This window comes from Imbroritus primus (genome assembly GCF_964332355.1).
Classification (GTDB): domain Bacteria; phylum Pseudomonadota; class Gammaproteobacteria; order Burkholderiales; family Burkholderiaceae; genus Imbroritus; species Imbroritus primus.
In genome coordinates, this window is record NZ_OZ201293.1 from 514,714 (window position 1) to 533,056 (window position 18,343).

General features: G+C 64.6%; 18 protein-coding genes. 8 read left to right on the forward strand and 10 right to left on the reverse strand.

What is annotated here, in order from left to right:
• Window positions 1–3: 3 nt before the first annotated feature.
• Together miaB and ACQ3C8_RS02335 are read right to left on the reverse strand one after the other, a co-directional pair.
• The gene (miaB, locus tag ACQ3C8_RS02330) at window positions 4–1,374 is read right to left on the reverse strand and encodes a tRNA (N6-isopentenyl adenosine(37)-C2)-methylthiotransferase MiaB (RefSeq protein WP_009523019.1); all 1,371 of its coding nucleotides are present in this window, start codon (window positions 1,372–1,374) and stop codon (window positions 4–6) included.
• Window positions 1,375–1,434: 60 nt separating this feature from the next.
• Window positions 1,435–1,782, reverse strand: a complete 348-nt coding sequence (locus ACQ3C8_RS02335) for a hypothetical protein (protein ID WP_428852313.1) — start codon at window positions 1,780–1,782, stop codon at window positions 1,435–1,437.
• A 229-nt stretch (window positions 1,783–2,011) separates the two neighbouring features.
• Between ACQ3C8_RS02335 and ACQ3C8_RS02340 the strand changes: the two genes are divergently transcribed.
• Window positions 2,012–3,562, forward strand: a complete 1,551-nt coding sequence (locus tag ACQ3C8_RS02340; RefSeq protein ID WP_428852314.1) for a DEAD/DEAH box helicase — start codon at window positions 2,012–2,014, stop codon at window positions 3,560–3,562.
• An 11-nt stretch (window positions 3,563–3,573) separates the two neighbouring features.
• The gene (locus ACQ3C8_RS02345) at window positions 3,574–4,632 is read left to right on the forward strand and encodes a serine/threonine protein kinase (protein ID WP_428852315.1); all 1,059 of its coding nucleotides are present in this window, start codon (window positions 3,574–3,576) and stop codon (window positions 4,630–4,632) included.
• A 42-nt stretch (window positions 4,633–4,674) separates the two neighbouring features.
• On the opposite strand, the gene ACQ3C8_RS02350 is transcribed toward ACQ3C8_RS02345, so the two are convergent.
• Both ACQ3C8_RS02350 and ACQ3C8_RS02355 read right to left on the reverse strand, forming a co-directional pair.
• A complete protein-coding gene (locus ACQ3C8_RS02350; protein WP_428852316.1) occupies window positions 4,675–6,096 on the reverse strand; it encodes an ATP-binding protein in 1,422 nt (473 codons plus the stop codon).
• Between the two features lie 12 nt (window positions 6,097–6,108).
• Window positions 6,109–6,795: a response regulator transcription factor gene (locus ACQ3C8_RS02355; protein ID WP_009523024.1), complete on the reverse strand. Its 687-nt coding sequence runs from the start codon at window positions 6,793–6,795 to the stop codon at window positions 6,109–6,111.
• A gap of 211 nt (window positions 6,796–7,006) precedes the next feature.
• Between ACQ3C8_RS02355 and ACQ3C8_RS02360 the strand changes: the two genes are divergently transcribed.
• Window positions 7,007–7,537: a Spy/CpxP family protein refolding chaperone gene (locus tag ACQ3C8_RS02360; RefSeq protein ID WP_428852317.1), complete on the forward strand. Its 531-nt coding sequence runs from the start codon at window positions 7,007–7,009 to the stop codon at window positions 7,535–7,537.
• Window positions 7,538–7,674: 137 nt separating this feature from the next.
• Here ACQ3C8_RS02360 and infA read toward each other — a convergent pair whose 3' ends face one another.
• The 4 genes from infA to ACQ3C8_RS02380 all read right to left on the reverse strand — a co-directional run bounded on the left by infA (window position 7,675) and on the right by ACQ3C8_RS02380 (window position 10,959).
• Complete coding sequence (gene infA, locus ACQ3C8_RS02365) at window positions 7,675–7,944, reverse strand: translation initiation factor IF-1 (protein ID WP_009523026.1); 270 nt, start codon at window positions 7,942–7,944, stop codon at window positions 7,675–7,677.
• Between the two features lie 506 nt (window positions 7,945–8,450).
• On the reverse strand, window positions 8,451–8,657 hold the full coding sequence (locus ACQ3C8_RS02370; protein ID WP_009523027.1) for a cold-shock protein: 207 nt from the start codon (window positions 8,655–8,657) through the stop codon (window positions 8,451–8,453).
• A 208-nt stretch (window positions 8,658–8,865) separates the two neighbouring features.
• Window positions 8,866–9,948 (reverse strand): ornithine cyclodeaminase, encoded by a 1,083-nt coding sequence (locus tag ACQ3C8_RS02375; RefSeq protein ID WP_428852318.1) that lies wholly within the window; start codon window positions 9,946–9,948, stop codon window positions 8,866–8,868.
• Between the two features lie 111 nt (window positions 9,949–10,059).
• Window positions 10,060–10,959, reverse strand: a complete 900-nt coding sequence (locus ACQ3C8_RS02380; RefSeq protein ID WP_428852319.1) for a dimethylarginine dimethylaminohydrolase family protein — start codon at window positions 10,957–10,959, stop codon at window positions 10,060–10,062.
• Between the two features lie 290 nt (window positions 10,960–11,249).
• Between ACQ3C8_RS02380 and ACQ3C8_RS02385 the strand changes: the two genes are divergently transcribed.
• The 5 genes from ACQ3C8_RS02385 (at window position 11,250) to ACQ3C8_RS02405 (ending at window position 16,996) form a co-directional block, all read left to right on the forward strand.
• A complete protein-coding gene (locus tag ACQ3C8_RS02385; RefSeq protein WP_428852320.1) occupies window positions 11,250–11,693 on the forward strand; it encodes an Lrp/AsnC family transcriptional regulator in 444 nt (147 codons plus the stop codon).
• Window positions 11,694–11,724: 31 nt separating this feature from the next.
• Window positions 11,725–13,278, forward strand: a complete 1,554-nt coding sequence (amaB, locus tag ACQ3C8_RS02390) for an L-piperidine-6-carboxylate dehydrogenase (RefSeq protein WP_428852321.1) — start codon at window positions 11,725–11,727, stop codon at window positions 13,276–13,278.
• Entirely contained in the window at window positions 13,275–14,450 is a 1,176-nt protein-coding gene (locus tag ACQ3C8_RS02395; protein WP_428852322.1) for an NAD(P)/FAD-dependent oxidoreductase, read from the forward strand. The genes amaB and ACQ3C8_RS02395 overlap by 4 nt, the downstream gene beginning before the upstream one ends.
• A 111-nt stretch (window positions 14,451–14,561) precedes the next feature.
• On the forward strand, window positions 14,562–15,590 hold the full coding sequence (locus ACQ3C8_RS02400) for a sensor histidine kinase (RefSeq protein ID WP_428852323.1): 1,029 nt from the start codon (window positions 14,562–14,564) through the stop codon (window positions 15,588–15,590).
• Window positions 15,591–15,607: 17 nt separating this feature from the next.
• Entirely contained in the window at window positions 15,608–16,996 is a 1,389-nt protein-coding gene (locus tag ACQ3C8_RS02405; protein ID WP_009523034.1) for a sigma-54-dependent transcriptional regulator, read from the forward strand.
• Window positions 16,997–17,011: 15 nt separating this feature from the next.
• Here ACQ3C8_RS02405 and ACQ3C8_RS02410 read toward each other — a convergent pair whose 3' ends face one another.
• A complete protein-coding gene (locus ACQ3C8_RS02410; protein ID WP_009523035.1) occupies window positions 17,012–17,764 on the reverse strand; it encodes a sulfite exporter TauE/SafE family protein in 753 nt (250 codons plus the stop codon).
• Between the two features lie 52 nt (window positions 17,765–17,816).
• On the reverse strand, window positions 17,817–18,296 hold the full coding sequence (locus ACQ3C8_RS02415; protein WP_009523036.1) for a Crp/Fnr family transcriptional regulator: 480 nt from the start codon (window positions 18,294–18,296) through the stop codon (window positions 17,817–17,819).
• Between the last annotated feature and the right edge of the window lie 47 nt (window positions 18,297–18,343).

The following is an 18,343-nucleotide window of genomic DNA, read 5'->3' on the forward strand; positions in this document are numbered from 1 at the left end:
GTGTTACTGCGTGGCAACGATTTCGCCACGCAGCGAGTGCGGGTAGGCCAGCGTGATCTTCACATCGAGCATCTGGCCGATCAGCTGGGTGCGGCGCGCTTCCGGCACGTGTGCGACGGGGAAGTTGACCACGCGGTTGTTCTCCGTGCGGCCGCTCAGCTCGTTGGGATCCTTGCGTGCGGCACCCTCTACGAGAATGCGCTGCACCGAGCCGACCATGCTTTCGCTGATGCGCTGCACGTTGGCCTCGATGGTCGCTTGCAGGTGCTGCAGGCGCTTGAGCTTGACGGCGTGCGGCGTGTCGTCCGCCAGGTTGGCGGCCGGCGTGCCGGGGCGCGGGCTGAAGATGAAGCTGAACGAGGTATCGAAACCAGTGCTCTCGATCAGGTCCATCATCTTGTCGAAATCATCGTCGGTTTCGCCGGGAAAGCCGACGATGAAGTCCGACGACAGCGAAATGTCCGGACGGATGGCGCGCAGCTTGCGGATGATGCTCTTGTATTCGAGGATCGTGTAGCCGCGCTTCATGGCCATCAGGATGCGGTCAGAGCCGTGCTGCACGGGCAGGTGCAGATGGTTCACCAGCTTTGGCACCTTGGCATACGTCTCGATCAGGCGCGGCGTGAATTCCTTCGGGTGGCTTGTGGTGTAGCGGATGCGCTCGATACCGGGGATTTCGGCCACATACTCGATCAACAGCGCGAAGTCGGCGAGTTCGCTGGCATCACGCGTCATGGCGCCGCGATAGGCATTCACGTTCTGGCCCAGCAGCGTCACCTCGCGCACGCCCTGTTCGGCCAGCCCCGCGACTTCCGCCAGCACGTCGTCGAACGGGCGCGACACTTCCTCCCCTCGCGTGAACGGTACCACGCAATAGCTGCAGTATTTCGAGCAGCCTTCCATGATCGACACGAATGCCGTTGCACCTTCGACGCGGGCTGGCGGCAGGTGATCGAACTTCTCGATTTCCGGGAAGGAGATATCGACCTGCGAGCGGCCAGTGGCGCGCCGCTTTTCCAGCATGTCCGGCAGGCGGTGCAGCGTCTGCGGGCCGAACACCACGTCGACATACGGCGCGCGTGCCACGATGCTGGCGCCTTCCTGGCTGGCGACACAGCCGCCAACGCCGATCACGAGGTCAGGTTTTTCCTGCTTCAGCAGGCGCATGCGGCCCAGGTCGGAAAACACCTTCTCCTGCGCCTTCTCGCGCACCGAGCAAGTGTTGAACAGGATCACGTCGGCGTCTTCCGGCCGGTCGGTGGGGATCATGCCTTCGGCGGCGTTGAGCACATCGGCCATCTTGTCCGAGTCGTACTCGTTCATCTGGCAGCCAAAGGTTTTGATGAAGACTTTCTTTTGCGGTTTGCTTTGCATGGTATGCCGTTCTCAGTGGTTGACCTGGGGGCATCAGGGCTTGGGGTGAATCAGGGAGGTTCAGGGTTCGCTGCGCCGCCGTTCCTCGTCGGTGAGGATCCAGACCGTGAGCAGCTGGCCGTACAGGTCCAGCTTGTAGCGCACGGCCAGTGTCTGCTCGGCCAGCTGCTGCGGACGCACGAGACGGTTCTCCTGCGAAATGATGCGCAGGCCGGGCGCGAAACGCAGCGTCTGGTTGCCGACCGTGGCGGTGGTGTTCGACGTCACGGTGAACTGGCTGCGCTTGGCATCGGCAGGGATCACGCGTGCGGTCTGCGCAAGGGCGGACCATGTGAGCAGGCCGCACAGCAGCCCGGTCGCCAGACGCGCACGGACGCGCAAAAACGGGGAGTGCAGGCGAGCAGGCATCAGGGATCCATGGAAACGGGGCAGTCCGCCATTTTACCGGGTTGTGGCATGCTGTGGCGCACCGCCGGGCCAGGCCGGGCAGGGTGGAGCAAGAAGGCTGGTACACTACGCCACTTCTTGCAGGGTTTCTTCCCTGCAGCCTGCGGGCCAGTCGCCCCGCCTTATGTCCAGACACCGCCTGTGATTGGCGCACCCACTGTGCGCAGGCCGGTGCCCATTGAATCCATTCATGTCCTTTTCTGAACTCGGCTTGTCCGACAAACTCGTGCGTGCGGTGACCGAACTCGGCTATACCGTGCCCACCCCCATCCAGCGCCAGGCCATTCCCGCCGTGCTCGGCGGCGGCGACCTGCTGGCCGGCGCGCAGACCGGCACCGGCAAGACCGCCGGCTTCACGCTGCCGCTGCTGCAGCGCCTGTCCGGCACCGCTGCCGCGCAGGCCGGCAACCGTCGCCTGCCGCGCGCACTCGTGCTGACGCCGACGCGCGAACTGGCTGCGCAGGTCGAGGAGAGTGTGCGCGATTACGGCAAGTACCTGCCGCTGCGTTCCATGGTGATGTTCGGCGGCGTCGGCATCAACCCGCAGGTCGACCTGCTGCGCAAGGGCGTGGACATCGTCGTCGCCACGCCGGGCCGCCTGCTCGACCACGCCGGGCAGCGCACCATCGACCTGTCGAACATCGAGATCCTCGTGCTCGATGAAGCCGATCGCATGCTCGACATGGGCTTCATCCACGATATCCGCAAGGTGCTGGCCCTGCTGCCGCAGAAGCGCCAGAACCTGCTGTTCTCTGCTACCTTCTCCGACGAGATCCGTGCGCTGGCCGACAAGCTGCTGGACCAGCCCGTCTCGATCGAAGTGGCGCGCCGCAACACCACGGCGGAAACCGTGGCGCAGCGCATCTATCCGGTCGACCGCGAACGCAAGCGCGAACTGCTTGCGCATCTGGTGAAGACGCATGACTGGCACCAGGTGCTGGTGTTCACGCGTACCAAGCACGGCGCCAACCGCCTGGCTGAACAGTTGAGCAAGGACGGCATTCCCGCACTGGCGATCCATGGCAACAAGAGCCAGTCGGCGCGCACGCGTGCCCTGAGCGAATTCAAGGGCGGCACGCTGCGCGTGCTGGTGGCGACCGATATCGCCGCGCGTGGCATCGACATCGACCAGTTGCCGCACGTCGTTAATTTCGATCTGCCCAATGTGTCCGAAGACTACGTGCATCGCATTGGCCGCACGGGCCGGGCCGGAGCGGAAGGCGAAGCGATCTCGCTGGTCTGCATCGATGAACATGGCCTGCTGCGCGACATCGAACGCCTGATCAAGCGCGAGCTGCCACGCACCGTGTTGCCGGGCTTCGAACCCGATCCGACGATCGCCGCCGAACCGATCCCCAATGGCCGCCAGTCGCGCAACGCGCCGCGAGGCGCGCCCAGGGCGCCGCGCAATCCCGCGAATAATGCGCCGCGCCAAGCCAAGGCGCCGGCCCCGCAAGGCCAGCCCCGCCACGAGGGCGCGTCCGGCAATCGCGGCAACAGCAGTGGCAACCCGGCTCGTGCGGATGCCGGCAGCGCACATGCCCGTGGCAAGCCTGTGCAGGGCAATGGACAAGGCCGTCCCGCGTCCACACCGGCGCCGCGTCACGGCGCGCCGGCGCGTGCACCGCAGGCCCGACCCGCGCAGCCCGCGGCGCGGCAGGATGCTCCGGCTGGTCATTCAGCCGCGGGGCGCACCCGTCGGCCACATGCCGCTCTGCTGGGCGGCGGCAACAAGTCCTGAGGCGTCTGCCCATGGCCGCCGATCCCACTGTCCCGTACGCGGGTCTCTCGCCGGAACGGATCCTCGAGGCACTCGAGTCGGTGGGGCTGCGGCCGGACGGGCGGCTGCTCGCCCTCAACAGCTACGAAAACCGTGTCTACCAGGTCGGCATGGAAGAGAGTGCGCCGCTGGTGGCCAAGTTCTATCGTCCTGGCCGCTGGACGCGCGAGGCGATCCTCGAAGAGCACCGCTTTGTACAGCAACTGGCCGATGCGGAAATTCCGGCCGTGCCGCCGCTGGCATTCGCGGCCGAGTTTGTGGGGCAGCTGGCAGACGACCGTGGCAGCTGCACGCTGCCCGAGTACGGTGGCTTTGCCTTCGCGGTTTTTCCGCGTTGTCCTGGCCGCGTCCCGGCGCTCGACCAGCCCGATACGTTGCAATGGATGGGCCGCTTTCTTGGGCGCATCCACGCTTTGGGCACACTCGAACCCTACCGCCATCGCCTGACCCTCGATATCGATTCATTCGGCCATGCGCCGCGCGACTGGCTGCTGGCGCATGACATGATTCCGCCGGAGCTGTTGCCGGCGTGGCGCAGTGTTGTCGATCAGGCGCTGGAAGCCGTGCAGGCCTGCTATGCGCGCGCCGGTAACGTCAATCTTTTGCGCCTGCATGGCGACTGCCATGCGGGCAACGTGCTGTGGATCGACGAGGCCGATGTTCCGCGTTACGGCGCGGGCGTCTTGCCGGGCCCGCATTTCGTCGACTTCGACGATAGCTGCATGGGTCCGGCGGTGCAGGATCTGTGGATGCTGCTGTCCGGCGACCGTGCCGCGATGACGCGCCAGCTCGGCGATATCCTCGCGGGCTACGAGGATTTCTGCAGCTTCGATCCGCGCGAACTCCATCTGGTGGAAGCGCTGCGCACGCTGCGCCTGATCCATTACTCCGGCTGGCTGGCGCGTCGCTGGGATGACCCGGCGTTCAAGGCCGCCTTCCCGTGGTTCGATACGCCGCGCTACTGGCAGGACCGCATTCTGGAATTGCGCGAGCAGGTCGCGTTGATGCAGGAACCGCCGCTCGCCGCATGACGGGCGCTGCCTGGCAACGTCTGCGTTTCTGTCCGCTGGCTGTCAGGCGCCCGCGGCCAACGGCAGCGTCATGGTCACCATCAATCCTCCCGCCGGCCGGTTGGCCGCTACGATCGTGCCGCCATGCGCCAGTACGGCGCGCTGCGCGATTGCCAGTCCCAGTCCATAGCCGCCATTGGCCGGCGCATTGCCGAGCCGGACGAAAGGTTCGAAGATCGCGTCAATCTGCCCGGGCGGTACGCCGGGGCCTTGGTCGCTGACCGAGATGCAGACGCGCTGCGGTGCGCAGTGCAGCATGACATCCACCGACTGGCCCGTTTGTGAATACTTCAATGCATTGCGCACGATGTTTTCCAGCGCGCGATGCAAGAGCTCGGCCCGCCCGCGCACCAGCGCCTCGCTATCGGCCGTGCAGCCTTCCTGCGCATACCGCAAGCTGATGCCGGCGTTCTCGGCTTCGAAGCGCGCGTCGTCGAGCACCGCTTCGGTCAGTTCCAGCATGTCGAAATACTCATCGCCCGCCGCATCGGCGCGTGCCTCGAGGCGCGACAGCGTCAGCAGCTCGCCGACCAGCAGGTCGAGACGGTTGGACTCGCGCTCGATGCGCTCGAAGGCCGCTGCGGTCGGGCCATCCGGTGCCATATCGCTCTGGCGGGCCAGCCCGATGGCGACCTGCAGGCGCGCGAGCGGCGAGCGCAGTTCGTGTGAGACATCGTGCAGCAACTGGCGCTGGGCGGAGACCAGATGGCTGAGACGCGCTGCCATGTGGTCGAAATCCCGGCCGAGGTCGGCCACTTCGTCACGGCGCTTACCCATCTCGTGCGCGACGCGTGTCTCGAGGTCGCCCTGGGCGAGCCGGTCGAAGGCACGGCGCAGCGTGCGGATGGGGCGCGAGAGGTACCACGCCATGAGGGCGGCGAACACCAGTGCGGCCACGCCGCTGATCAGAAGGGGGGGAATCGGTACGCCGGCGATGGTGCCAGGCCGGTTGCGCCCAGGCGGTCCACGGCGGTCGGCTGCCACGCCATCGGGGGCGGCGATGAACACCAGCATGTCCTGACCGGCCGGGGTGGTGGCAATCTGCACGGTGGGCCTGCGGCGTGGGTCCTGGCTGCTGTCATCGGCCTGCTGCGGCTCGTTGCTGAGCGTGCGGGCGCGGGCCAGGGCGGCAGCAGGCACCGTGCGCCCGAGTACGTCCGCGCCTTGGCCGTCGACCGCGAACAGCCGCTCGCGCGTGAAGCGTGGCCAGTCGGCCAGCAGGGCCTCGAAGGCGGGGGTGCCGCCAAAGCGCAGGGCATTGGATGCGGCGCTCGTCATGAGCGCGATGCGCGGGCCGCTCGCCAGTTCTTCAGGCGCGGGTGCGCGTGATTCGTTGTAGAGCGCGATCACGAAGCCGACGGCAATCGACACGCCGATCAGCGTCAGCCACAAGGCGATGAGGATCTTCCAGAACAGGCGGCCCATGCTGACTCTGATTTACTCGAATGCCATCTTGTAGCCGACGCCGCGCACCGTATGGATCGGCGCCTGGCCATCCGCAAAGGCTGCCAGCTTCTGGCGCAGGTTACTCATGTGGACGTCGACGCTGCGGTCGTAACGCGTATGCGGACGGCCGAGCGCGCCCTCGCACAGGGCTGCCTTGGTCAGCACGCGTCCGGCGCCGGCCACCAGCATTTCCAGGAGGTTGAATTCGGCGCTCGTCAATTCCAGCGGCGTGCCCTCCCATTCGGCGCGGCGCTGCTCAGGATAGACGCGGATCGGGCCGAGTGCGGCCGGCTCGGTGGTACGGCTTTGCCGTGCCGCATCGCCGGACCGCCGCAGGATGGCCCTCAGGCGCGCCACCAGTTCGCGCGGCGAGCAGGGCTTGGGCACGTAGTCGTCCGCGCCGAGTTCGAGACCGACGATGCGGTCGATGTCGTCGCCCTTGGCGGTTAGCATGATGACGGGGATGCGGCTGCTCTGGCGGATGCGTCGCAGGGCATCGATGCCGTTCAGGCGGGGCATCATGATGTCGAGCACCACGGCCGCATAGTCGCCGGACAGAGCCGCTTTCACGCCGGCTTCGCCGTCATGCAGCGTGTCGGTCTCGAAGCCTTCAGTGGCGAGGTATTCCGCCAGCATGGCGCAGAGCTCGGTGTCGTCGTCGACCAGTACAATCCGCACAGCCTTTCCTCTAGATAGCGTTCCGGTAACGTTATCTTCCCCGATCAGGCCGGGTGTGCCAACCGGCCGCCGGGCTTTCTCACATTCTTTACGCGATCTTTACGCTCCATTCACCCCACTTTACGCGGGCATCGCCGACACTTCGATCCATGGTTCGGCGTCGCACTCACTCCCGCGGCGGCCGGACCCAACCAGAAAGAAGGAGCTCGACATGATCACGACCAAGCGTTATCTCACCGTTCTGATGACCTCCGCTGCCCTGCTGGGTGCCGGTGCGGTTTCCGCCCAATCGGCGCCACCCCAGGGACAACCGCCGGCTGCGGGCGAGCGTGCGATGCACAAGCATGACGGTGGCGAGCGCGGCAAGCATCATTTCGGCCATCGTGGCCATCATCGTGGCGACGGCATGATGATGCGCGGCCTCAACCTGAGTGACGCGCAAAAGGATCAGATCTTCAAGATCCGCCATGCGCAAATGCCCGCCGTGCGCGATCAGATGAAGATCGTGCGCGCCAATCGGGCCGAACTGCGCAAGCTGAGCCTGGCGACTACCTTCGACGCCGCCAAGGCTCGCCAGCTGGCGGGGGCCGAAGCCCAGGCACGGGCCTCGCTGAGCGTGATGCGCGCCGAGACGCAGCAGAAGATTTTCGCGCTGCTGACGCCGGAGCAACGCCAGCAGGTGCTAAAGCGCCAGCAAGAGCGGGCGGAGCGCGGCGAACGCGGGATGCGCCAGCCGGCCTGAGTCTGGTCGGTACGCGGCGCGTCAGTCCATCCGGCCAAAAAAAAGCACCCTGCGGGGTGCTTTTTTCTTGTGCGGTCCACGCCTGCCCAGGCAGCGGCCAGACCGGCCGGCTGTGCAAGAACGGTACCGCGTACGCCTTAGCGGCGCTGTCCCGGCCGTTGCGGACGCGGGGCGCCGGACGGGCGCTCATCCTTGTGGCGGAAACTGATCCGTGCCTTGGTCAGGTCATACGGGGACATCTCGATGGTGACTTTGTCGCCGGCGAGAATACGGATACGGTGCTTGCGCATCTTTCCCGAAGCATATGCGCCGACTTCGACGCCGTTTTCCAGCATGACGCGAAAACGGGTATCGGGCAGCACTTCGGCAACCACGCCTTCCAGTTCGATCAGATCTTCTTTTGACATATTGCTTTTCCTTCTATGCGCTCAGGCAGCGCGGTGTTGCCGCACAGGCGGCGGGCCGTGTGCGGAGGACGCAGGGTGCGTGCGGTCGCGCCAGAGGCGCGAGGTTCCGGCAGACGGGCCGGGCGTGGCCAGCAGCCCGAGGGGCGCGGCCGGCATCAGGAGTTCGAGGCGCTTCGTCAGAGCGGATGCCACGCGAGGCGGGGCGAAGCGGGCGAGAATTGGAAACGCGATCAAAATGATTCTGGCACCGGTGAGCGCCTTGCCATGCTCGTCGTACGGCCTGTCGCCGCACCCGGCCAGAACCGGGTTACTTCATTTTGATCGCGCTTCTTTGATGATTGTGGATTCAAGCGAACCCGTGCAATCCGTCATTATATTTGATGCGGCGCAACAGCGAAAGTCCCAGCCTGGAAGGGCGCGGACCGCACATCGGCATGATGGCGGCACATGGGCTGCCACAAAGAAAAAGCCCCCGCAGTGCGGGGGCTTTCCGGTGCTGGCTGGTATTAACCAATGACCTGGATGTTCGAAGCCTGACGGCCTTTCGGACCAGTCGTCACATCGAAGCTCACCTTGGCGCCTTCGGCCAGCGACTTGAAGCCCGTGCCGGCAATGGCGGAAAAGTGTGCGAACAGATCTTCACCGCCGTCTTCCGGGGTAATGAAGCCAAAACCTTTTGCGTCGTTAAACCACTTAACGGTACCCGTTGCCATGTTACTTCCTTAATAGTGTTGATATGAGCTTTCGCTCGCTTGCATACGAAGATCCAGGAAGCAGACAATCGACATACCAACCGCATGAGCGATCAACTGAACACCAACCTCACTTACCCTAAGATCCTGCACGAGTCGTTATACGGATAAATTTTCTAGGCGTCAACCAGTTTGTGACGCCTCTCAGGGAAATCCCGAGGACAGTGCATCACATGCACGGCGTGAGTGCGCAAGCCTTGTCAGGACTGGGCTCAGATGGTGCATGTCGCAGCAGGCCGAAGAGATTTTTGGGTGAATCGGGAGTCGCGATCAGGTCGAGCTGGCTACCGATTTCCAGCGCACTGCTCAATTCGAAAAGCACCCGCAATGCCGAGAAATCCTCGAGTGCAAAACCGACCGAATCGAAGACCGTGATGTCATGCTCTGAGGTTCGTCCGGGACGGGTACCGTTGAGAACGTTCCATAATTCGGTGGCATTTGGTTCCGGTATTTGTTGAATCTCGCCCTCGACGCGTGTCTGCGGTAAATATTCCACGAATACTTTCGAATTTTTGAGAATGTCGCGGTGCAATTCCGTCTTGCCCGGACTATCTCCACCGACGGCATTGACGTGTACGCCGGGCAGCAGCATGTCGGGCGTCAGCACCTCGGCGCGCGCCTGGGCCGCGGTGAGGGTCGTGACGATATCGGCACCCGCCGCCGCTTCGCGCGGCGAGCCGCACAACCGGATTTCGGGAGGCGGCATGCCGCTCGCGGCGCACACGGCGCAGAGATTGTCGGCCAGCTTGCGCATGGCGGCCGGGTCAATGTCATATAGGCGTAGGGCGCGCACGCCGAGCAGGGTCATAAAGGCCAGAGCCTGGAAGTCGCTTTGTGCGCCGTTGCCGATGATGGCCATGCAGCGTGCGTCGGGTCGGCCCAGTAAACGCGCTGCCAGTGCCGAGGTGGCCGCCGTGCGCAGCGCGGTGGTCAGGGTGAGTTCACTCAACAGCAGCGGGTAGCCAGTGTGCATGTCCGACAGCACGCCAAAAGCCATCACGGTCGGCAGCCCATGGCGCGGATTGCCGGGATGGCCGTTGACGTACTTGAAGCTGAAATGGCTGCGGTCGGCCACAGGCATCAGCTCGATCACCCCCTCCCGGGCATAGCGTGCGATGCGCGGCGATTTCTCGAAATCGGGCCAGCGCCGGAAATCCGCCTCGATCGCCGCTGCGATACGGCGCAGCAGCTCAGCAATGCCGACCCGCGCGCAAAGCTGTCGCATGTGCTGAACATCCAGATAGCGTGTCATGATGGTTCTCCCAGCGCCGAGCTTCCCGGCATCGCCCCCAGGTATCGTCCCCAAGTACCGCTTTCAAGTACGTACCGCCTCCCGCTGTTTTACCCCACGCGCTATCGATGGCTAGTGCGCCGCATCCGCCAGCGTGGGATGGAGCGCGCCATGTTGCGGTGCGCTGCTCCGGTCGAGCCGCAAGGTCATGCAGTACGCGCCGCCGCCGGACAGCATGAACGGCGCAAGATCCACTTCGGTGACGTGATAGCCGCGCGCCTGCAACCGTTGTCGCAAGGCTGGCGTGCACAGGCTGGTGATGATCTCCCGGCCCAGGCTGACAGCGTTGATATTGAAGTGCAGCAGGTCGTCTTCCGTGGCTTCGATCAGCATGTCCGGGTTCACCGTCCTGCGCAGCGTGCGCAAGGCCTGCGGCGTGAGCGCGGAAGGCAGGTAGAGGATCTCGCCGCCGCTCAGCAGGCAGAAGCAGACATCGAGGTGATAGCAGCGCTCGGTGGCCAGCTCCAGTGGCACCACCCGCTTGTCGAAGGTCGCTGCGATGGCTTCCAGCGAACTGCGCGACGAGCGCGGACCGAAGCCGGCCCAGAAATGCTGGCGGCCGGCATCCCAGATGCAGTCGCCGGCACCCTCCTGAAAGCAGCCGGGTGGGAGCGTCACGATTTCCCGGATCAGGCCGCGCTGTTGCAGCGTGCGGAACAGCGTCAGGAAGTGCACTTCCTCACCCTGACGCTCCGGATAGCGACAGCGCGCCATCATGGCTTTGCCATCCAGCACCACGGCGGCGTTGGCGGGAAACACCATATCGGGCAGGCCAGGCACCCCATCCGCCATTTCCACGCTTCCGCCGGCCTGTTCGATACTCGCGCGCAAGGCCTCGGCCGCCGCCAGCGCCCGTTGACGCATCGCATCCGGATCTTCCTGCCAGGCATCCGGCCGCATCCACGGATTGATGTGATACGACACATCGAAGCAAGTTGGCGAGACCATCAGGAACTGCGGCGTAGTGACCATGGGCGCGTCTCCAGTCGGGGCGGGGCGAGGGTGTCCCGTATAGATAGCGTAGTCGACGGCATGCCCAGGCAGAAGCCTCAAAAGTGCTTCAATTCGCCAGGAAATTGCCCATAATGATCAATAAGGGCCAGCAGACTGACAGGTGCCGTGCCGTGCCGTGCCGTGCCGTGCGTACCCGTCAGACTGCCGTGGCGGCGCTATCGCCACCGATGCCAAGGGGCGCAGGGGTATCGGGCAGGTGGCCTTAGACTCTCTGGCCCTTGGCTTCTTGGCCATTCAGGAGGCATGCCATGGACGACGACCAGATCAGGCTCGACGATACCGACCGGCAGCTCATCGGCCTGCTGCGCGATAACGCGCGCCTCAGTGTATCGGCGCTGGCGGGCAAGCTGCGCGTTTCGCGTGGTACCGTTCAGAACCGGCTCGCGCGGCTCGAGCACAGTGGGGTCATCGCCGGCTACACCGTGCGCCTGCGCCAGTCAGCCCAACCCAACCGCATTCGCGCCTGGATGACCATCGTGGTGGAAGGTAGCTGCGCGCCGGACGTCATTCGCGCGCTGCGCGGCGAACCCGCCGTGACGGCGTTGCATTCCACCAATGGCCGCTGGGATGTGGTGGCCGAGATCAGCGCCGACAACCTCGAGGCCTTCGACCGGGCGCTCGGCCGCATCCGCCTGATCAAGGGCATTGTCAACACGGAAACGCACATTCTCCTGTCTACGCATAAGGTATAGGGACAGCCACCGCTTTGCCGGAGGACCGACCATGCAGCCTGCGGACATCTTCACTGCCTTGTTCGGCGAACCTGCGCCATTCGCGTCCGGATCGCAACAAGTCCATTCGCCGATCGACGGCACACTGCTGGGCAGCCTCGAGCCTGCATCGCCCCCTGTCGCCCAGCAGGCGATCGCGCATGCGCATGCGGCATTCCTGCAGTGGCGCACCGTGCCGCCGCCGGTACGCGGCGAACTGGTGCGCGAACTCGGGCTGCAACTGCGCGCCCACAAACCGGCACTGGGCGCGCTGGTGACGTGGGAAAGCGGCAAGATACTGTCCGAAGGGCTGGGCGAAGTGCAGGAGATGATCGACATCTGCGATTTCGCCGTCGGCCTCTCGCGCCAGCTCTATGGCTGCACCATTGCTTCCGAGCGGACCGCGCACCGCATGATGGAGACATGGCATCCGCTCGGTGTCACCGGCATCATCACCGCCTTCAATTTCCCGGTGGCGGTATGGGCGTGGAATGCAACCCTCGCACTGGTGTGCGGCAACAGCATCGTCTGGAAGCCCTCGGAGAAAACTCCGCTTACCGCGCTGGCCTGTAGCCGTCTGCTGGAGCGCGCCTGGGCTGCATTCGCCGCGCAGCACGATCTGCCAGCAGCACAACTATGGCCTGGATTGCATGCGGTGCTGCCGGGTGGCGCGGAGATCGGCGCGGTGCTCGCGCAGTCGCCGCAGGTGCCAGTGCTTAGCGCCACCGGCAGCAGCCGCATGGGGCAGCAGGTGGGCGCGCAGGTGGCAGCGCGTTTCGGCCGGTCGATTCTCGAACTGGGGGGCAACAATGCCATGATCGTCACGCCGAGCGCCGACCTGGAGCTGGCCGCGCGCGCCATCACTTTCTCAGCGGCCGGCACGGCCGGCCAGCGTTGCACCACGCTGCGCCGCCTCATCGTGCACCGCGACATCAGCGTGCAACTGACGGCACGACTGCAGCACATCTATGCCTCGATCCAGGTCGGCCATCCGCTTGATCCGGCAACGCTGGTCGGCCCCTTGATCGACGCCGAGGCGTTCGACGCCATGCAGGCCGCACTCGCACAGGCGCGTCGCGAAGGCGGCGAAGTTCTCTGTGGCGGGACGCGTTGCACCCCGGTTGCCGGCGGCTGGTACGCCGCGCCGGCTCTGGTGCGCATGCCTGCACAAACCGCCGTGATGCAACGCGAGACGTTCGCGCCGATTCTCTATCTGCTGGAATACGACGCGTTCGAGACGGCGATTGCGCTGCACAACGCGGTGCCGCAAGGATTGTCGTCCGCCATCTTCACGCGCGACATGCAGGAAGCGGAGCGTTTCATGTCGAGCGCGGGGGGCGACTGCGGTATCGCCAACGTCAATATCGGCACCTCGGGCGCGGAGATCGGCGGCGCCTTCGGCGGCGAGAAAGCCACGGGCGGCGGCCGCGAAGCCGGTTCGGATGCATGGCGCAGCTACATGCGGCGCGCCACCAACACCATCAACTACGGCGATAGCCTGCCGCTGGCGCAGGGCGTCCGATTCGACTTCGCGGACACCGCTCCCAGTCCGCAAGGCTCATCATGAGCACGCCACTCCGCATCGTCATCATCGGCGGTGGTGTCATCGGCAGCGCCATCGCCACCTTCCTCACGCAGACGCCGGGCGCATGCGAGGTCACCGTGCTGGAGCGCGACCCTACATATGGCAATGCCTCGTCCGCACGTTCCGCCAGCTCGATTCGCCAGCAGTTCTCGACACCGGTGAACATCCGCATGTCGCAGTACGGCATCGACTTCTTCAGGCACATCGGCACGCAGTTGCGCGTGGGCGAAACGGCGCCCGACATCGGGCTGGTCGAGCCCGGTTATCTGTTCCTGGCAAGTACGGCCGGTGCGGCGTCCTTGCAAGAGAATGTGCGCATGCAACATGCGCACGGCGTCGCGGTCGATCTGCTGTCGTCCACGCAACTGCGCATGGCCTTTCCGTGGCTGGCTACCCGCGGCCTGCGTTGCGGCGCGCTCGGCCGAGCGGGCGAGGGCTGGTATGACGGCTACAGTGTGTTGCAGGCTTTTCGCACGAAAGCGCGTGCGCAGGGTGTGGCATTTGTCCATGCGGAAGCGAGCGGGTTTGTAAGACGTGGTTCCCGCGTAGCGGGCGTGACGGTGCGCGAGGGTGCAGCGTTGCACTGCGATATGGCCGTCAATGCTGCCGGTCCGTGGGCGGCGGTCGTTGCACGCTGGGCTGGCATCGAACTGCCGGTGCACGCGCGGCGGCGGACGGTGTTCAGTTTCACCTGCCCAGAGCGGCTGCCGCGCTGCCCGCTGGTCATCGATCCGGGTGGATTGTGGTTCCGTCCGGAAGGTGAGCAGTTCCTGTGTGGTTATGCTCCTGCGCCGGCCGACGATCTCGACGACTTGCCGCTGGATCCCGATATTGGCGCGTTCGAGAGCCTGGTATGGCCAGCGCTGGCGCAGCGTGTACCGGCGTTTGCGGCCGTGCGCCTGACGGGCGCGTGGGCAGGCTATTACGAGATGAATGTGTTCGATCACAACGCGATCCTCGGCTTGCATGCGGACTGCCCTAATCTGTACTTTGCCAATGGCTTCTCAGGCCATGGCCTGCAGCATGCGCCAGCGGTCGGACGTGGGCTGGCCGAACTCATGCTGCTCGGCGGCTACCGTTCACTTGATCTTTCGCCGCTTGCCTTTTCCCGAATATCGGAACGGCGTCCCCTGATGGAGCGCAACATCATCTGATGGGGCCGGCAAAAGGATTGCGCCAGCGTGCGTTACGCGTTATGGTTGCCAGAAAAATTGACCGCGACGTTCGGCTTGCCGACGGATCGCGGTCTTTATCCCCATGGAGCCATGAAATCTATCGCTTTCTCGGACGATGCTCTGCTTGCGTTCATCGAACTGCTGCCATGGCCCGCCGTGGTAATGGGTTTCGATGGGCGGATCACGAGTGTTGGGGGAGAGGCGCACAAGCTCGGGCTCGATACGGAGACCATCGGCCGGCATCTTGCCGACCTGATACCGGAATACATCATCGCGCTCGGCGGTGAAGCGCCATGGATTGCACCGCAGCAATGCGACGTCACACGCGAGACCATCGCCGGCGTCACGCACGAGCGCCTGCACCTGCGTGCCCTGCCTGAAGGGTTCTGCCTGATCATCGAAGACCGCAACGCCATTCGTGCCCGCAAGGTCGCCGATATCCAGACCAACCGCCTGGCGACGCTGGGATTCATGATCGCTGGGGTCAGCCACGAAGTGAGCAACCCGCTCACCGCCATGCGCTCGATGGTACAGATCCTCTTGTCCGGCGATCGCCTTAGTCCGGAAACGGTACGCAAGGGGCTCGCCAATATTTCCTCCAATGTGCAGCGCCTGATGGACATCTCGCGCCGTCTGGTGGAGTTCTCGCGCGTGGGCGACGCGCCGCGTACGGCGTTGCCCGTGGACTACGCCATCAGCGAAGCGCTGGCCGTACTGCTGCCGGATGCGCGCTTTAGCGGCGTGACCGTCGACCTGCAGGAGAACCCCGAAGCCATCGTCTATGCGCATGCGGGGCAGTTGCAGGAAGTGTTTACCAATATCCTGATCAACGGCGCCCAAGCCATGAACGGCGCGGGGCATATCCGCATCACGTCGGTAGTGTCTGGCAACACCGTCAGTGTCATGGTCATGGACGATGGACCGGGGATCGACCCGGCCATGCTCGAGCGCATCTTCGAGCCCTTCTTCACCACCAAGGTCACGGGCAAGGGCACGGGCCTCGGCCTGGCGATCTGCAGTGAAATTCTGCGCGAGCATGGCGGTACCATCAGCGCGCGCAACAATCCCGGGTTGGGCGCCTGCTTCGAGATTGGCCTGCCCGCATTCCGCGACCAGTGAGTCGCGCAGGAGGTGGCATGGCGAACCGGCCAGCGGTGATGGAACGCATCCTGGTAGTCGACGACGATGTGAGCATCGGCGAATGCGTCGAAATGCTGCTGACCAGTGCTGGCTATGAGTGCAACCTGTACCACACCGGGCAGGCCGGGCTTGATTGCCTGTTCCAGAAGGATTTCGATCTGGTCATCACCGATCTCAAGTTGCCGGACCTGAGCGGTCTCGACATCATCGCGGCTGTGAAGCAAAAGGACCGCGAAATCCCGGTGATTCTCATGACCAGTTTCTCGTCGGTGGAAACTGCCATCCAGGCGCTGCGGCGCGGCGCCAACGACTACATCATCAAGCCGTTCGACAATGACGACTTCATGTTCTCCGTGCGCCGCGCCCTGAGCGAGCGCCGCACGCACCGCGAGAACGCTGTGCTCAAGCGCAGCCTGAAGAAGGTCTTCACGAAGAACCAGATCATCGGCGAGAGCGATGCTGTGCAACGGCTGCGCACGGTGATCCAGCGCGTGGCGCACACTGATGCGAACGTCCTGATCCAGGGTGAGAGCGGCACCGGCAAGGAGCTGGTGGCACAGGCCATCCACTTTGGTGGCGACCGCGCCGACCGGCCGTTTGTGCCGGTCAACTGCGGAGCGATTCCCGCCGACCTGGTCGAGTCGGAACTGTTCGGCCACGCCAAGGGCGCTTACACCGGCGCTGTCAGTGCCAGCGAAGGGCTGATCCGTGAGGCGAGCGGCGGCACGCTCTTCCTCGACGAAATTTCCGAGCTGCCGCTGCATGTGCAGGTCAAGCTGCTGCGCGTCATCCAGGAACGCCAGGTGCGGCCGCTCGGCTCCACGCAAAGCTATGTCACGGACACCCGCTTTCTCGCCGCCAGCAACCGCGATCTCAAGGCCGAAGCCGCCGCCGGCAATTTCCGCGCAGACCTGTACTACCGCCTCAACGTGATCACCATCCAGGTGCCGCCGTTGCGCGAGCGCGGCCGCGATATCGAACTACTGGCCGAACACTTTCTACGCGCACACAGCCGGCGCACATCCAGCCGTTACACCATGCGGCGAGACTTTATCGAGGCGCTGATGGCGCACGACTGGCCAGGCAATATCCGCGAACTGGAGAACCTCATCGAGCGCGTGGTCATCCTCGCTGATTCAGAGATGCTGACGCGCGATGATCTCGCCGAGTTGACGCTCAACGAGCGCCGCTCCGGACCGCGTCTGGAACGTGCGCAGAAACCGCTGTCGATCGAGGAATACATCAAGGAATGCATCCTGCTCTACCAGGATACGCACAGCGAAGTAGAGCTGGCGGCATTGCTTGGCATTGGCCGCAAGGCGCTGTGGGAGCGCCGCCGCCGCTGGGGCATGACCAAGGACGGCTCCACGCAGGAACCGGTCTGAGACTGTTGCAGAAAATCAGAGTATGCCGAATGCGCGCAGTGCCAGTCCCGCACCGACCAGCAGGCAGAGTATCGCCACGGCCTTGCGCAATACCTGCGCATTGACGGCGTGCACGATACGCACGCCGATCACCACGCCGATGACTTCTACGACGGCAACGATGGCTGCGAGCTTGAAATCGATGGTGCCGAACTGCAGGTTGCCCAGCGTACCGGAAACGGAGGCGAGGATCTGGATCACCTGGCTTGCACCGATGGCAGACAGTGGAGAGAAACCAAACAGCAATAACAGCGGCACGGACAATGCAGGGCCGCCGACGCCGGTGAGTCCCGAGCCGAATCCGACGGCCGCCCCGATGGCCGCGAGCAGCCACTGCTGGCGGCGGCGTTGTCCCGCAAAGGCTTCCTGGTGGCTGCCGGTGCTGCCCCTCAGGGTGTAAACGCCAGCGAACACGATCAGCCCGGCGAGAATCAGCGTTAGCACACGGCTGTCGAGCCATGTGTTGGCCCACGCCCCGAGAAAGCCGAACAGCGCGGCGCCGATGCAGAGCGGCACGGTGATGCCCCAATCGATACTGCCGCGCTTCTGGAATAGCCAGGTGCCGACGATGCCGGTAAAGATGAATGTGAACAGCGCCGTCGCCATCGATTGCTGGATCGTCAGGCCAGCTGTGACATTGAGCGCGGGAATCAGCAGCACGCCGCCGACGCCGACGGCGCCGATCAGCACACCGACGCCGAGCGAAATCAGGAGCAGGAGCGGCAGCATAGAAGGTCTCCGCCCGCCGGCATGACCGCGCAGGCCAGATTGAGTGAAAGGGTCAGCCGGCTACGGAAGCCGTGAAGGTGCCCGTGATCAGGCCTACCAGCTGCTTCATGATCTGGTAGCCCATCGGCTGGTCCTGCTCCATCAGCCCGATCAGTTCACGGCCGTTGATGGCCAGTACCGTGCACGGCGTCAGGCAGGTTGCATTGGCGATGCGGATATTGTCGCTGGGCGTCATGGCCGCCCAGCCGAAGACCTCGTGGCGGTGGAGGATATCGCTGCCGGGGTTGTCGCGCCCGCCCAGGCCCACCGCAAACCGCACCATGCCCTGTGCCAGGACATAGAGATGCTGTGCAATCTCGCCGGTGCGGTAGATGTGGGCATCCTTGTCATACGTGTGGATCACGCTGATCGCGGCGATGCGCTGCAACTGCAGTCGCGTGAGTCCGGCGAAGAACTGCGCGCGCGCCAGCAGATCGACAGGGGCAACGGTCGGCTCGTTCACGATCGTCAGAATCTTCGGTTGCTCGTCCATGATTCCTCCTTCCATGCACTTGTGCTTGGTTGCTGGCTGGCGCCGGG